The organism is Caproicibacter sp. BJN0012, from assembly GCF_035986805.1.
In the GTDB taxonomy this organism is placed as follows: Bacteria; Bacillota; Clostridia; order Oscillospirales; family Acutalibacteraceae; genus Caproicibacter.
This window is the reverse complement of the sequence record NZ_CP142518.1, coordinates 1,176,628-1,192,766: the sequence shown is the minus strand read 5'-3', so window position 1 is coordinate 1,192,766 and position 16,139 is coordinate 1,176,628. Positions and strand designations below refer to the sequence as shown.

The following is a 16,139-nucleotide window of genomic DNA, read 5'->3' as shown; positions in this document are numbered from 1 at the left end:
CGACTCAGTCCTTTCTGAGTCCCATCAGGCCGTCTGAGAAGATGCGCTGGTCCATGAGCTTGGGCTTGCCGTCCGTCTTCGGGACAAAGCCCATCAGGTCGATCACTTGGGTTTGGACATCGATGCCGGGAGCCACCTCGGTGAGATAGACGCCGTCGGACCGGAGTTCAAACACCGCGCGCTCCGTAATGTACATGACGGGCTGGCCGATCTTGGAAGCGTAAGAACCGGAGAAGGTGATCTGCTGCACGGTGTCGATCAGCTTTTGCTCCCTGCCCTCCTGGGTAATGACCAGCCTGCCGTCCTCCACCTTGGTCTTGAGCCCGCCCGCGGTAAAGGTGCCGCAGAAAAAGACCCGTTTGGCGTTCTGGGTGATGTCGACGAAACCGCCGCAGCCGGCGATCCGGGAACCGAACTTGGAGACGTTGATATTGCCGTCCTTGTCGGCCTGAGCCAGCCCCAGAAAAGCGAGATCCACACCGCCGCCGTCATAAAAGTCGAACTGGTAGGGCTCATCCACGATGGCTTCCACATTGACGGAGCCGCCGAACTTCGGCCCGCCCTGAGGAACGCCGCCCACCGGGCCGGCCTCCACCGTGAGCGTCATATAGTCGCCGATGCCCTCTTCGCTGGCAACCATGGATATGTATTCGGGAATGCCGATGCCCAGATTGACTACCTTGTCGGGCTCCAGTTCCAGAGCCGCCCGGCGTCCGATGATCTTTTTGGCGCTCATGGGAGGAAACTCCAGGCTGGCGAGAGGCACCCTGAACTCGCCGGACATGGCCCCATCGTACTCGCAGCCAACGCACTGCGTGTGGTCGGCCTTATCCTCGCAGACGACGATGGCGTCCACATAGATGCCCGGGATCTTGACTAGCCGGGGGTCAAGGACGCCGCTCTGCACGACCTTTTCCACCTGCACAACGACCTTCCCGCCGCTGTTTTTCACCGCCTGGGCCATGGAGGTTGCCTCCGTGGAGGCAACCTCATGCTCCAGGGTAACATTTCCGTTTTCGTCGGCATAGGTGCCGCGGATAAAGCCGATGTCGAGGGACGGGGTCTTATAAAGAAGCTGTTCCTTACCGAAGATGCTTACCACTTGCACAAGGTCCTCCGTGGCGATCTGGTTGAGTTTCCCGCCCTCTATCCGGGGATCCGCAAAGGTGTTCAGGCCGACATGGGTCAAGGTGCCAGCCCTGTGGCCCGCGATGTCCCGAAACATCTGGGACAGAGTTCCCTGGGGAAAATTGTAACCTTCGATCTTATTTTGCAGGACCAACTCGCCCAGCTTGGGAGCCATATTCCAGTGGCCGCCGACGACCCGTTTGGTCATTCCCTCATGGGCAAAGTGGTCGGCGCCGCTCCCGTCCCGGTTGCCCTGGGCCGCGGAGTAAAAAAGAGTCAGATTTTTAGGTGATCCAGTCTCCAGGAAACGCCGCTCCAGAGCCTTGGTGAGGGCCTCCGGCATGCAGGTGGCCACAAAGCCGCTGTTCGTGATGGTCGCGTTATCCTTTACCAATGCCGCAGCCTCGTCGGCCGTGATAATCGGTTTTTTTGCCATTGTCTTACCTCCGTCTCATATGGGGCGGCTGATGGAACCGCCCCTTTTTCCAGGCTTCCTTTCAGGAAGCCCCTACAAAAAAATCCGCCAAATAAACCCGTTCTACAGAAAGCAATTCAAACAGGCGAACACCGGAAAGCACCCCGGACGGGCACTTTGGGGGAGCGTATCAATTATGTAAAGCATCCATCAGAGCGGATTTTATGCGCTGCCGGAATGGAATCATTTCCCGATAAAGTGCTTTTCCTTCCGCTTCTCCAGGAAGGCGGTCATGCCCTCTTTTTTATCCTCGGTGGAGAAGGACAGGCCGAAGAGATTGGCCTCCAGCTTCAAGCCGCTGTCCAAGTCGGTGTTGAGGCCGGTGTTGATGGCCTGCTTTGCCAGAGAGACGGCGAAGGGACCGTTCTTCATGATGCGCCCGACCATCTTCCTGCAGTAGTCGATCAGCTCAGCCTGGGGCACCACATGGTTGGCCAGGCCGATGCGGAAAGCCTCCTGGGCATCGATCATGTCGCAGGTGAAAATAAGTTCCTTGGCGCGGCCCTTGCCCACCAGGCGGGCCAGACGCTGGGTCCCGCCAAAGCCGGGGAGAATGCCGAGGCCGCATTCGGGCTGGCCGAATTTGGCGTTTTCAGAAGCAACGCGGATATCGCAGGCCATGGAGATTTCGCAGCCGCCGCCCAGAGCGTAGCCGTTGACTGCCGCAACGGTGACCTGAGGCATATTCTCCAGCCGCCCAAAAGCCTCGCGGGCCAGAAGACCCATCCTGCGGCCTTCCTTCGGGGTGGCGTTCACCATCTCGGAGATGTCCGCACCGGCTACAAAGGACTTTTCACCGGAGCCCGTCAGGATAACCGCATTTACATCCTCACGCCCTTCAAGCTCAGACAGACATTGGTTCAGTTCCGCCAGAGTTTCGCTGTTGAGGGCGTTCAACGCTTTGGGCCGGTTGATGGTAAGCAGGGCAACGCCGTTTTCCACTTCCAGAAGTAGATTGTTCATACAGAATCCTCCTTAAATAATAATCTGTTCTTCCTACCCAAAATCCAGGGAGTATTTCCAACTTCCTGTTCTGAAGAGAACTATAGCACCAAATTGTTCGTATGTCAAATTATTTTCGTTATTTTTTATATAGATTTTTTATAATGTTTTTGTATTTTATGCATCTTTTCTTGCATATGCAAGTATTTTTGTATGGAAAATATTCTTGATTAATAATGTTTTTGATGATACAATAGGAATATTTTTTCATGCAGCCTGAGATTAAAATTATTGTTAAAAAAATTTCAGAATGATGCATTCAACCTCTCGCGGCAAAGGGCAGGACCGTGTGGGCACGGCCAATATCGTCCCCCCTGAAGGACTCGGCGCAAAAAAACAACGCCCCAGGCTGAAGCCTGGAGCGCAAATAAAAAATGCCAATCGTATTTTAGACGGGCCGATTTCCGAGCTGCGAAGCGCAAAAAGATTTCCGCCAGAAATCGGCCGCAAAAAGGAACGTGCTTTTACAGCAGTATCATTCCGTTGCCGGCACCGATCCGGTCCGCGCCGGCCTCAATCAGTTCTTTTGCAAATTCCGGCGTTCTGATCCCGCCGCTGGCTTTGATCCGCAGCCGGTTTCCAACGGTCTTCCTCATCAGCCTGATATCTTCCAGGGTCGCGCCCCCCGCGGAAAACCCGGTGGAGGTTTTTACAAAATCCGCTCCGCCGGCCTCGGCCAGCTCGCAGGCTTTCACCTTTTCCTCCTCCGTCAGCAGGCAGGTTTCAATGATCACCTTCACGATCGCCGGCTTCGAGGCTTTGACAACGGCCGCAATATCGGCTTGGACGAAATCCCAGTTCCGATCTTTGATTCCACCGATGTTAATCACCATATCCACCTCGGCGGCACCGTTTTTAACGGCCTCGGCGGCTTCAAAAGCCTTGGCGGAAGTCAGCATGGCGCCCAGAGGAAAGCCCACCACGCAGCATGTGTTGATCTTTGAGCCTTTCAGCTCCGAGGCAACCAGCGGAACATGACAGCTGTTGACACAGACGGAGGCAAATCCGTATTTTCTGGCTTCCGCGCAATACCGTTTAACGGTCTCCGTCGTCGCGTCCGCTTTTAACATCGTATGATCGATTTTACCTGCAATTCCCATTTCGCTTGCTCCCTTTCTGTTAATACGAAAACCACTCTCCCGATTACATGCAGATTATAGCATGACAGCGCACATTTTTCAAGTAAAACCGCTTCCAAAAGAATAAAAAAATAAAAAAATTTATCTGTAATATTAAACAAAATAGTACAAGCCAGATAAAAAATTTTAATTTTTTTAACGGTAAAAATCAATTTTTTAATTGACATTCGTATTTTTCTGTGCTATTTTATAGGCATAGAAGTAATGAAAGTGGTTTCAAAAAATACAAGTTAAGCGGTAATGTGTAATATGAATATTTACGATGTTGCAAAAGAATCCGGCGTATCCCCGGCAACGGTTTCCAGGGTATTGAACGGCAATAAGAATGTCAAAAGGTCGACGCGGGAAAAGGTCCTTAAGGTCATTGAGGGTACGAATTACGTTCCCAACGCGCTTGCAAGGAACCTCAGCGTCGGAGGGTCGCAGAATATCGCGTTTTTGGTCCCGGATATTGAAAACCCTTTTTTCAGCAAAATCCTGCACGGGCTTACAGACAAAGCCTTGGACTTTGATTACAACGTGTTCATGTTTGGCACGGATGAAAACTCCAAAAGGGAGCACAAGATTCTGGATTCCATTAAGACCGAAATGGTTAAGGGTCTAATTATCATTCCCGTTTCGGAACACGACGAAGAGACCAAAAAGAGGCTGGACCGATTCGAGGAACAGGGCATCCCCGTTGTTCTGATCGACCGCGATATCACCGGTTCCAGCTTTGACGGCGTCTTCTCAGAGGACGCCAACGGGGTTTTTCTGGCCGTTGAGAGTCTGATCCAGGAAGGCCACCGCGAGATCGGAATCATCACGGGTCCGGATACCTCCAGACCGGGGCACGAGCGCCTGAAGGGATACAAAAAAGCACTGGAAGCCTATGATATCAAGCTGAACCCCGAATATATCGTGAACGGCTTTTTTCGCGAAGAAGAGTCCTACCAGGCGATGAAAACCCTGATGGAGCTGGACCATCCGCCGACGGCGGTCTTCGCCTCGAACAATATGACGACCCTGGGCTGTCTGCGATACATGAAGGAAAAGGGCCTGGAACTGACAAAGGACGTGTCCCTGGTCGGCTTCGACGACATCAAGGAACTGGAATATACGGACGTGCGCCTGACGGTTGTAACAAGGCCCGTTTATGAAATGGGCTGCGAGGCCATGGGGCTTCTGGAAAGCAGATTTCAGCAAAAAGACCCGGCGGCAGACAGGCACATGGTCATCCACAGAAATCTTGTTAAAACATGGCTGATCAAACGGGGGTCCGAAAAAAAACAATCAGTTTTGGGGGAAGAACAATGAGCAAGGTGGCTGTATTCGGCAGTTTCGTGGTCGATCTGATGGCGAGAAGCCCGCATCTTCCCGTCGCGGGAGAAACAGTGAAAGGTTCCATGTTCCGGATGGGTCCGGGCGGAAAGGGATTCAACCAATGCGTTGCCGCTCATAAGGCCGGGGCGGATGTCGCAATGATCACGAAGCTCGGGAAAGATGTGTTCGCGGACGTGGCGTTGAACACGATGTCACGGCTTGGCATGCCGAAGAACCATCTCTTTTATTCCGCAGAGAATGAAACCGGTATCGCTCTGATTCTGGTCGATGAAAAAACAAGCCAGAATGAAATCATCATTGTCCCGGGCGCCTGCAGCACGATCACTCCGGAGGAAGTGAAAGCGATCGAGCCCGTGCTCCTGGAGTCGGATTACGTTCTTCTTCAGCTGGAAGTGAACCAGGAAGCGAACGAGATGGCCGCCGATCTGGCCGTTCGGCACGGCTGCCGGGTAATCGTCAACACCGCGCCCTACGCTCCGCTGACGGACGAATTTCTTTCCAGAGCATACATAGTGACCCCCAATGAGGTCGAGGCCGAGGAATTGACCGGCGTTCCGGTCACGGACCTTGCATCCGCCAAACGGGCGGCGGACTTTTTCTACAAAAAAGGAGTCGGAAAGGTCATTATCACGCTCGGATCGAAAGGCGTGTTTGTTTCTTCCGACGGCAGGGAGGAAATCATCCCGGCATTTCCGGTGAACGCCATAGACACCACAGGGGCGGGAGACGCGTTCAGCGGCGGTCTGCTGGCGGCTCTGGCCGAAGGAAAAGACATCTGGGAGGCGGTGCGCTTTTCGAGCGCGCTGGCGGCAATCTCGGTTCAGCGGCTTGGAACGACGCCGTCCATGCCGAGCAGGGAAGAAATTGACGCTTTTTTAAAAGCGCATGAATAAAGGGGTGTAGCAAAATGTTGAAAGGGATTCCGACAAGAATTGGTTCCGATTTGTTAAAGGCACTGGCGGACATGGGCCACGGGGATATCCTGATCGTGGCGGATGATTTTTACCCGCCGCTCTCCAAGACGCCGGGCGGCGTCAGTATCCAGGCCAAGGGAAACAGCGCCGCTGAAATGATCGACGCGATTCTTCAGCTCATGCCGCTCGATACCGAATACTGCGCCCATCCGGTGGAATATATGGTTCCGGACAAGGACGCCGGCGTGAGCATGGACCGCCCGGAAGTCTGGGACGAGGCGATTGACGCGGTTGTTAAAAACGGATATGACGCAAAATTCGTCGGAGAGATCGAGCGGAGCAAATTCTATGAGAAGGCGGGCAGGGCCTGTGTGACGGTCTGCACAAGCGAGCGGCGGCCGTACGGCTGTTTTATTCTGCAAAAGGGTGTTTTGTAAGAAATAGATTTGCCGAAAGGGCAAATTTATTAAATAGAAATGGAGGAGCTATCAAAGATGAAAAGACTGACGGCAATATTCCTGGCGTTTGTCATGGTGTGTTCACTCACAGCCTGCGGAAGCAGCGGTTCCGCGTCCTCGGGCAGCGCGGCGTCCGCCTCGTCACAGGCGGGAAGCGGCACGTCGGCCGGAGCGTCCGGCAAAACCTACAGCATCGTTTACCTGACCCCGTCCACCGCCTCCCAGTTCTGGACTTACGTGGGCATCGGAATTGAAAACGCCATGAAGGACATGGAACAAAAGGAAGGCATCAAAATCAACTTTTCCACGGTCGGCCCCGCCGAGGAAAGTCAGACGGAAGACTATGTGACCGCCTTTGAAGAATCCATCGCAAAGAAACCGGATGCGATCGTCACGGCGACCCTGGCGATCGACGCCACCGTTCCAAAGGCGGCGGAGGCGACGCAAAACGGCATTATTCTGAACTTTGTGAACTGCGGTCTGGGGGTTGGAGACGACGGAGCGCATCAGGACTCCTACAATGAATTCTACTTCTGCTCCAACGATACCATAGGCGAAATGGCCGGCCAGGCCTTCCTCGACGCCATGAAGGCAAAGGGAATGGATATCGCCCAGGGGACGGTCGGCATCAACATGAACGTCGAAAACGAGGCCCTGAACCACAGAATCCAGAGCTTCCGCGACTACATAGCAAAGAACGCGCCCAAGCTGACGCTGACGGATACCTATTACAACGGCAATGTGGTTGAAAAATCTCAGTCCAATGCTGAAAACATCATCTCCACCTTCGGCTCCAAGCTGGTCGGCATGTACTCCGGCAACAACATCACCGGCGACGGCGTCTGCCTTGCCGTGAAAGCGGCCGGCATCGGCAGCAAGATCGTGTCGGTAGCAGTCGATTCCGACGACACCGAGATTTCTTCCCTGAAAGACGGGTCTCTCGACGCGATCATTGTTCAGGACGCTTATGCGCAGGGATACAAATGCATGGAAAACGCGATCCAGACTCTGGTCACCGGTTCGAACCCAGAGAAAAAGAAGCAGGTAAACTGCCCGCCCGTCATCATCACCGGCAAAAACATGAACAACTCCGATATGCAGGATCTGCTGGACCCAACCAGGCTGAAAAAATAAGAGACGAACGGGAACTCAGCCGAACGTAAACATGAAAAGGGAGGCCGTTGTGCCGCGTGCGTCAAGCTGCACAGCCCCTCCCCTTCCTAATTAGGTGGGGGAAACAATGCAGGATGCTATTTTAAAAATCGAACACATCAGCAAGTTCTATCCCGGCGTCACGGCGCTGGACGATGTGAGCTTTGAAATCGAAAAAGGTGAAATCAGGGCGCTTGTCGGGGAAAACGGAGCGGGAAAGTCCACCCTGATCAAATGCATCATGGGCGTTGAAAAGCCTGACCGCGGCAGGATCTCCATGAATTACAACGGCCAGTGGGTCAGCAATTCCAATGCATTGGAAGCCCAGAGCCACGGCGTATATGCGAATTATCAAAGCGTAACGATTGCCCCGGACCTCAGCGTGGCCGAAAATTACTTCCTGGGAAGACAGCCGAGGACAAAATTCGGTGCTGTCGACTGGAGGAAAATGTCTGAGGAAAGCAGGAAGATCATCGATCAATTTGAAATGAACATCAATCCCGGAGACCAGATCCGGAAGCTGCCGATCGCCATGCAGGCGATGGTTACCATCAGCAAGATTTCAACAAATGAGGACATCCGGCTTGTTATTTTTGATGAACCGACCGCGCTGCTCGAAAACGAAAAAGTGGAAATTCTATTCCGGTTTATCAAAGAATTGAAAAGCCGCGGGGTAAGCATCATTTATATCTCCCACCGGCTGGAAGAGATTATGGGAATCTGCGACAGCGTTACAATCCTGAAAGACGGCTCGTACGTCGACACAAAGCCTGTCGGCGAAGTGACAAAGGATTCCCTGATTACCATGATGGTGGGCAGAAAGATGTCCGATATTTACGATATAAAGCATCAGGAAATCGGTGAAGAAGTGCTTCGGGTCGAAAATTTCAGCGACAGCGACCACTTTAAGGAGGTCTCCTTTTCGCTCCACAGGGGAGAGATTCTCGGGTTTATGGGGCTCGTCGGCGCCGGACGCAGCGAAACCATGCGGGCTTTGTTCGGGGTGGAGAAAAGACTGACCGGAGACGTGTATCTCCACGGCGAAAAGGCCACGATCCGAAATTCCAGCGACGCCATGAAACACGGGATCTGCTTTCTGACGGAGGACCGCCGGGCGGACGGTCTGGCACTTCAGCTGCCGATCAAAACCAACATCAATATGAATTCCTATGAGATGATCAGCAGCCATGGCGTGATTTCTCTCAAAAAAGAGACCGAACGGGCGGAAAGCTATTCAAAGCGCGTCAATGTCAAAACTCCCAGCGTCCTGCAGCTGGCAGGTAATCTTTCCGGCGGGAACCAGCAGAAGGTCGTCATCGCAAAGCTGCTCTGCAGGGACCCGGAAATCCTGATTTTTGACGAACCGACCGTCGGCATCGACGTTGGAGCGAAAGAGGAAGTTTATAAAATCATGGAATCGCTGACGGCACAGGGGCGAAGCATTATTCTGATTTCCTCCTATCTGCCGGAAGTGATGGGACTGTCCGACCGGCTGATCGTCATGGCGCAGGGCAGAATCACCGCCCAGTTCAGCAACGAGGAACTGAAAACTCTGAAAGAAGAAGACGTACTCCGTAAAGCATCCATAGAAAGCTAGGTGGAGGAGGATTACCATGCGCAATGAAATTTCCAAAAGATCCGGCGCAATCAGCAAAACCTTTCAAAAAACGGAATTCACACTGGGCATCATCATTATCGCTCTGTTCGTCATTACGTCTTTTTGCACGGATAACTTCTTTACGCTTTACAATATCACAAATCTGATGAAGCAATGCGCAATCATCGGCGTGCTCGCCGTCGCACAGACCATGATTATCATTACCGGGGGCATCGACATCAGCGGAGGCGCCATCACCGGCCTCTCCTGCATGGTACTCGCTCTGCTGCAAAGGGACACGCACGTCAGCTTTTATCTCACGCTGGCCGTGGCTCTGGTCGTTTCTCTTGCGGCGGGATTATTAAACGGCGTCATTATTTTCGATTTCAAGGTGCCGCCCATGATTGCCACGCTCGGCACTTCGACCATTATCCGCGGAATCGTTCTCATCATCAGCAACGCCCTCACGGTCAGCGGGCTGGATCAGCGGATTCTGAGTATGGGGAACAACAGCATCGGCGGTTTTCTCCCCTTTTTGGCCATTATCTGGCTCGTGGTCTCCGTGATCGTGTTTTTGATTCTTCGATACCGGGTGTTCGGCAGAAATCTGTATGTGATCGGCAGCGGCATGGAAGTCGCCAGGCTGAGCGGCATCAAGGTGAGAAAAATGACTTATTTTGTCTACGCCTTTGCCGGCCTGCTGTACGGCATCGCGGGAATCATGCTGGCGGCCCGCGTACAGAGCGCGCTCCCGACCGGCGGCGACGGTTACGATATGAATGCCATCGCGGCGGCCGTGATCGGCGGCGCGTCCCTGGCGGGAGGCCGCGGGGCGATCAGCGGGACCCTGCTCGGAACCATTCTCATGGTTCTGATCAACAACGCCGGGGTCCAGTTCGGACTGAATACTCATGTGCTTGAAATCACCAGCGGCGTGCTCATCATCTTCGCGGTCACCATGGATATGCTGAAGAACAGGAAAAAGGCGTAGCAAACCAACCCGATTACATCAATGGTTCATCCCATCCTGCCGAAAAGTCCGGCCTTGCCGGGCTTTTCGGCATTTTTGCGCCCTTTTCAGGCGAGTTCCTCCGCGAAACGATATCCGCATTGATTAAAAACCGCTCTGTCCAACCGCAACACAAGTTGGGACTGTTTCCTTTTGACAAGACACAATCTGTGATTCATCCGCTCAAATACCGCCTGATTTACGCACGGAATTTTGAAATACACAGGGATTAATATGGGGCTTGTGAAATATTGTCCTGTTTTAGACGGGTTTCGACTAAAATTAACGCTGCGCGCAGGCAGAACGAAAAATTGGCACAGCAATTGCTTCATTATATCGAATGGGTAATTCCATCTGGATATTGGAACCGGTGTGATAAGTTTCCAAAAACCAGCCTATTTTATTGGAGGGGTATCATGCTTGTTACAGAGATATTAAGGCAAAACGCTGTGCTTTACGGACAGGAAGCCGCTTTGACCTCCGTCGAATCAAAGGGTCTTGTCCCCTTCGACGACGCTTCCTATTCGGAACGCCGCCGCGAGATCACGTGGCGTGTGTTCGACGAGTATGCAAACCGGGTTGCAAATTTTTATAACGGCAGGGGGATCGGCAGGGGAAATAAAGTCGGCATGATCATGATGAACAGAATCGAATGGCTTCCCGTCTATTTCGGCATCATGCGCTCCGGAGCCATGGTCGTGCCCCTGAATTTCCGCTATACAACGCAGGAAATCGTCCGCAGCGCGGAATTTGCCGATCTAGACGCAATGGTACTGGACCAAAGATGCGTTCAGCAGGTCCAAAAGGGACTGGGCAGCATGCGCAGAATCCGCTCCTTCATTTTTGTTGGGCGGAAAACCGAATGCCCGGCCTTTGCGGAACATTACAATGACACGTTTGGAATCAGCAGCACAGATGACCCGGGAAATACCATCGCCACCGGCGACGATGCCGCAATCTATTTTTCTTCCGGAACGACCGGCTCCCCGAAGGCGGTCGTCTATACCCACCACACTCTGGAATTGACATGTGAACAGGAAAGCAGGAATCACGGACAGACTCACGGCGACTGTTTCGTTCTCATCCCGCCGCTGTACCATGTCGGAGCGAAAATGCACTGGATGGGCAATCTGCTGACGGGCGGCAGAGGAGTACTGATGCTGGGTTTCAGCGTACCCGCCTTCTTCGAAATCGTTTCGAGGGAGAAGGTAACAATCGCATTCCTGCTGCTGCCTTGGGCACAGGATATCCTCTGCTCGCTGGAACTGGGCGGGATGAACCTCGGCGACTATTTTTTGGACGACCTGCGTATGATCCACATGGGCGCACAGCCCATACCTCCCATTGTACTGAAAAAAATGGAGGCTTACTTTCCAAAACTGGATTTTGACATCAGCTACGGACTCACGGAATCCGGCGGCCCGGGCTGCATCAATCTTGGCAGGGAGAATCTACAGAAGGCGGGCTCGATCGGCCGTCCGGTCGAAGGTTGGAAAGCAAAGATCATTGATAAGGACGGAAAGCCTGCTGAATTTGGGGAACCCGGGGAACTTCTGCTGCGCGGCGGCGGAATGATGAGCCGGTACTATAAGGAGGAACGAGAAACCGCCCTGGCTCTGAAGGGCGGGTGGCTTCATACGGGAGATATCGCAACAAAGGATCAGGACGGTTTCTATTATATCGTGGACCGAAAAAAAGACGTCATTATCAGCGGAGGAGAAAACATTTACCCCGTACAGATTGAAGATTTTATCCGGCAGCAACGGCTCGTAAAGGATGTGGCCGTATTCGGCCTTCCCCATTGCAGGCTGGGAGAAGCTGCGGTCGCCGTGGTTGAACTGCTTCCCGGAGCAGCCTGCTCCGAGGACGAACTGATGGATTTCTGCGAAGCACTGCCGAAGTTCAAAAGACCGAAAAGGATTTTTTTCAGAACGATTCCCCGGAACGCCACCGGCAAGATAGACAAAGTCCTGCTGCGAAAGATCTACGCCGACACAGAACTGCAGCCACCCCCGCTCCCGGTCGGGTAATCTGTTGCATATACTTGTAACCCCGCAACATTGAGACACAATCTGTCACATTTGCTGCAAATTGATCTTCACGAAACAAGGCTTGAATTATGCAACATTAACATGTTTTCGTCGATCAGTTTATGTTATGTGCCGGTTGTTCTCTTTCTTTATCCTGATTTAGAAAGTGGCATGCAACTTGCTCTTATATCAGTTGCTGATGCTACTGTAAACCAAAAAAGGAGATGAGGCCAAAGCCTGTTATCCCGATTTTTCCGGCGGCCTCGGGCCCTGAGCCCAAGGCGAACCCAATAAAAACGATCTGAGGTGTTCAAATGGTTGATAGAATTATGAACGAGGAACAGCGGGACATTGTTGACCTCGCAAAGGGAATTCTGGAGAAGGAGCTTGTCCCGCAGCTTGAAGAATGCGATAAAACCAGCAGATTCCCGACGGATGTCTTTCAGAGTCTGTTCAAGGCCGGATTATATGCCGTAGAGGTTCCGGAGGAATACGGCGGTCTGGGAATGAATTTTGAAACTCAGTTTCTTCTGAACGAAACGCTGGGCTACTACGACACCGGATTTGCGTTCAGCTTTCACGCGGGCAGCATGTCCGCCGACTCGATCTTCATCGGCGGCACGGAAGAGCAAAAGCGATGGGCGTCCGAGCAGCTCCTAGCCGGAAAAGTTTTCGCCTTCTGTCTGACGGAGCCGGCGGCCGGGTCCGACGCGGGGGCAATCACCACGACGGCCAAACGCGACGGCGACGAATACATCATTAACGGCAACAAAACATTTATCAGCTGCGGGGAAATCGCGGATTACTTCATTGTGGCCGCAACGATCGACAAAAGCCTGAAGCACAAAGGAATTACGCTTTTTCTTGTCGAAAAGGAGCGCGGTGTCCAGATCGGGAAACACGAGGACAAAATGGGGCTCAGGCTCTCCCCCACCAACGAAGTGATCTTCGACGAAATCAGGGTTCCCGCCGACCACATTATCGGCCGGGAGGGAAAGGGCTTTTCCATCGTAATGAAAAACATGGAGGCGGTCCGTCCCCAGACGATGACCTTTGCGGCCGGACTCATGATGAGGGCCGTCGACGAGGCGACCAGATTCGCAAAGGAACGCACCTCCTTCAACATGCCCATCATCAAATTTCAGGGACTTTCCTTTCTGCTTGCCGACATGCTCAAGCTCACGCAGGTTTCACACGGCACGCTGATGTACATCGCCAGGCTATTGGATGAAAAACAGCCCCTGAACGGAATGGGAGCCTCGGCAAAAATATTCATTTCGGAAAGCGCGTCCCAGGTGGCTTCCCATGCCGTGCAGGTCCTCGGAGGCTACGGATACATGAAGGACTATCCCGTTGAAAAGCTGATGCGCGACGCAAAGATCTTTGAAATATTCGAAGGCACCAATCAGATTCAGCAGGTTGTTCTCGCGGGCCTGCTTTCAAAATCGGATAAGTAAGGAGGTCTTTCCGTGAAGGAACTCAGCAGAAACATTATCGGCACCACGACCGGAAAAGAAACTTTCGAGTATGCCTGGCGCGACATCGCGCTCTACGCCGCCGGGGTCGGCGCAAAGGACAACGAGACGCAATACCAGTACGAAGTCGGGCTGAAAGCCCTGCCTACCTATGGGGTCGTCCCCTACTGGGGCACCTTCGGCATCACCCCGCACAGGGACCTGCCCCGCAATGTCACCTTCTCCCTGAATCTCGACCAGGAGGGCAGCTTTCACATGGCGCATAAGCTGATCCTTCATCAGCCCATCGCCCCCATGGGCGCAAGACTGACGATCGAGGACATCATCACGGAAGTTTATGACAGAAACGGCAAGGGCGCGGTTGTAAGAAGCGAGCTCACGGCTTACGATGAGTCCGGCGCAAAGGTTTTCACCAACGTCGGTGACACCATCTTCGGCGCCTATTCCGTGCCCAGCGCTCCTCCCTACCCGAAGAGCACCGTCGTCTTCCCTGAAAGGGAGCCAGATTTCACTGAAAAGGATTTTGTCGCCCCAAACCAGCATCTTCTTTACAGGCTGTCGGGAGACACGAACCGCCTGCACGTGGATCTCGAGGAAGCCCGTCAGCGCGGCTTTGACAGGCCGATCATGCAGGGACTCTGCTCTTTCGGCTTTGCCTGCCGGCTTGCGGTCAGGGACCTCGTTCCTGGCCAGCCGGAGCGCATCAAATCAATTGAAGCACAGATGCGCAATCCCCTGTTCCCGGGAACAGAAATAGAGCTTAGCCTTTGGAAAGCCGGCGACGGCAGGGCTTATTTCAGATTGATGGACCTTCAGAACTCAAGGCCGGTACTCGAGAAAGGTGAAATCGACTGGGAGTAGCCCGGATTTCAAAGAACGAAAAAAAATGAGAAAAGAGCGCTTTGGTTCCGCCTTTATAGGGCAAACCGATGCGCTCTTTCTGTTTTTTTCCCGCATAAAAGCGTCCGCTGTCTTTCGTCACAGCGGACGCTTTTCAAAAGGCTGAAAATAAATAAGGGTTACGGCAGGTATGGAAACAAAGTGAACCCCAGGACCGTCACCGCCGTCGAGATTAAAGGAATCACGACGGTCAGCCAAAATACCGGCATATACGCGTCTTTATGCGTTTCATTCGCAACACCGTTAATCACGGTTACGACAAAGCCGTTATGAGGCAGCGTGTCAAGTCCGGAGGAGGCAACCAGCATCGTCCTGTGCAGCTCCGCCAGCGTCACGCCTCTCGCGGTGTAAATCGGCGCCAGAATAGGCGCGGCGATTCCCAGGCCTCCCGAACCGGACCCGCAGACACCGGCGATCACCGTTGTCGCCAGAGCCACGGCGATCAGATCGGGTCCGGGCATTGAGGTCATCGCGCTTATGACGGCGGGAAATCCGACCGCCGCTTTTACAACGGAGCCGAATCCCACAACGCTGGACGTATTGCAGACCGCGGTGATTGAATTCTTGACCCCGTCCCCGACGTGCTGCATGATGGGCAGCGAGTCGGTCCTGTACTTCCGCATCACGAGAAAAGCCAGAGCGGCGCCGAGCGCGACGCCGTATTCAACCGGGACAAGCGAACTGCCGTTGATTTTAATATTGATGGCAACCAAAGTCAGGATCAGCGGAAACAGTGCAAGCCATGCATTGGGCAAAACGGCGTCGTCCTGAAAATTGTCCATCGGCTTTGCCATAAAGTGTTCGCCGTTCGCCTTCGCTTTTTTCACCATCGCGTTCAGCCATAGAATCCCGATGAGAAGAGTCACGCCGGTTGCGACAAACCCGATGACCGCCCCGGACATCAGCGTGGTCCCGAGGGCGTTGACCAGCACCACCTGGCCCACCTGCGGATTGCCCGGAGCAATCGCGGAAAAGGTGCAGCAGCCATAGATGATTGTGCCCGGGGTAAATCTCCTCGGAATATCCGCCGCGCGATAGATCTCGAGCGCGATCGGGAATACCGAGAAGCAGACGACGAACCCGGAAATGCCGCCGTAGGTCAGGATTCCCGTCGCCAGAACGACGGCCAGCGGAGCATTCTGGGTGCCGAACAGCCTCACCATGGCTCTGGCAACCGCTTTTGCGCCCCCCGTGATTTCATAGACTTTTCCCATCAGGGCGCCCGCCAGGAAAATAAGGAAATTGCTTTTCACAAATCCAACGAAACCGGTCATGTAATTTTCTTTCAACGCGCTGTACAGGCCGATCCCGCCCGTGATTGCGACCAATAACGACATGCTGATTGCAATGACGTAGATATTGTAGCCCTTCATAACCAGAAGGGCCAGACAGATCAAAGCAATCAACATCCCGATCACGCTAATTACTACACTCATATTTTTCCCCTCTCTGTTCTATAAAACAAAGATGTCAATTACACAATTCCGCAGCAGCTTTTTGACCCAGGCGATTCGGACCGCTGCTGCAGAATTTGTTT

13 protein-coding genes are annotated in these 16,139 nt (G+C 53.3%); 9 read left to right on the top strand and 4 right to left on the bottom strand.

The genetic code is table 11. The features are described 5' to 3' along the window. Positions 1 to 4: 4 nt before the first annotated feature. The 3 genes from VA597_RS05700 to deoC form a co-directional block, all read right to left on the bottom strand. Positions 5 to 1,564, bottom strand: coding sequence for an acyl CoA:acetate/3-ketoacid CoA transferase (locus VA597_RS05700; RefSeq protein ID WP_128741843.1), 1,560 nt, complete (start codon positions 1,562 to 1,564; stop codon positions 5 to 7). 222 nt (positions 1,565 to 1,786) lie between these two features. Continuing rightward, positions 1,787 to 2,566: an enoyl-CoA hydratase-related protein gene (locus VA597_RS05695; protein ID WP_128741842.1), complete on the bottom strand. Its 780-nt coding sequence runs from the start codon at positions 2,564 to 2,566 to the stop codon at positions 1,787 to 1,789. Positions 2,567 to 3,069: 503 nt separating this feature from the next. Further along, positions 3,070 to 3,705, bottom strand: a complete 636-nt coding sequence (deoC, locus tag VA597_RS05690; RefSeq protein WP_128741841.1) for a deoxyribose-phosphate aldolase — start codon at positions 3,703 to 3,705, stop codon at positions 3,070 to 3,072. Between the two features lie 288 nt (positions 3,706 to 3,993). Here deoC and VA597_RS05685 point away from each other — a divergent pair, with 288 nt between their 5' ends. The 9 genes from VA597_RS05685 (at position 3,994) to VA597_RS05645 (ending at position 14,563) form a co-directional block, all read left to right on the top strand. Next, a complete protein-coding gene (locus VA597_RS05685) occupies positions 3,994 to 5,040 on the top strand; it encodes a LacI family DNA-binding transcriptional regulator (protein ID WP_128741840.1) in 1,047 nt (348 codons plus the stop codon). Then, positions 5,037 to 5,960: a ribokinase gene (gene rbsK, locus VA597_RS05680; RefSeq protein ID WP_128741839.1), complete on the top strand. Its 924-nt coding sequence runs from the start codon at positions 5,037 to 5,039 to the stop codon at positions 5,958 to 5,960. The genes VA597_RS05685 and rbsK overlap by 4 nt, the downstream gene beginning before the upstream one ends. 14 nt (positions 5,961 to 5,974) lie before the next feature. Then, positions 5,975 to 6,418, top strand: a complete 444-nt coding sequence (locus tag VA597_RS05675) for an RbsD/FucU family protein (RefSeq protein WP_128741838.1) — start codon at positions 5,975 to 5,977, stop codon at positions 6,416 to 6,418. 57 nt (positions 6,419 to 6,475) lie between these two features. Beyond that, entirely contained in the window at positions 6,476 to 7,573 is a 1,098-nt protein-coding gene (locus VA597_RS05670) for a substrate-binding domain-containing protein (RefSeq protein ID WP_128741837.1), read from the top strand. A 106-nt stretch (positions 7,574 to 7,679) separates the two neighbouring features. Beyond that, positions 7,680 to 9,188 carry a sugar ABC transporter ATP-binding protein gene (locus VA597_RS05665; protein WP_128741836.1) on the top strand — a complete coding sequence of 503 codons (1,509 nt, stop codon included), beginning with the start codon at positions 7,680 to 7,682 and terminating at the stop codon, positions 9,186 to 9,188. 16 nt (positions 9,189 to 9,204) lie between these two features. After that, the gene (locus VA597_RS05660) at positions 9,205 to 10,179 is read left to right on the top strand and encodes an ABC transporter permease (RefSeq protein ID WP_128741835.1); all 975 of its coding nucleotides are present in this window, start codon (positions 9,205 to 9,207) and stop codon (positions 10,177 to 10,179) included. Between the two features lie 434 nt (positions 10,180 to 10,613). Continuing rightward, positions 10,614 to 12,227: a class I adenylate-forming enzyme family protein gene (locus tag VA597_RS05655; RefSeq protein WP_326975501.1), complete on the top strand. Its 1,614-nt coding sequence runs from the start codon at positions 10,614 to 10,616 to the stop codon at positions 12,225 to 12,227. Positions 12,228 to 12,541: 314 nt separating this feature from the next. Then, the gene (locus VA597_RS05650; RefSeq protein ID WP_326975500.1) at positions 12,542 to 13,684 is read left to right on the top strand and encodes an acyl-CoA dehydrogenase family protein; all 1,143 of its coding nucleotides are present in this window, start codon (positions 12,542 to 12,544) and stop codon (positions 13,682 to 13,684) included. 12 nt (positions 13,685 to 13,696) lie between these two features. Next, complete coding sequence (locus VA597_RS05645) at positions 13,697 to 14,563, top strand: MaoC/PaaZ C-terminal domain-containing protein (protein WP_128741832.1); 867 nt, start codon at positions 13,697 to 13,699, stop codon at positions 14,561 to 14,563. A 158-nt stretch (positions 14,564 to 14,721) separates the two neighbouring features. Here VA597_RS05645 and VA597_RS05640 read toward each other — a convergent pair whose 3' ends face one another. Continuing rightward, entirely contained in the window at positions 14,722 to 16,038 is a 1,317-nt protein-coding gene (locus VA597_RS05640) for a GntP family permease (RefSeq protein WP_128741831.1), read from the bottom strand. Positions 16,039 to 16,139: the final 101 nt, after the last annotated feature.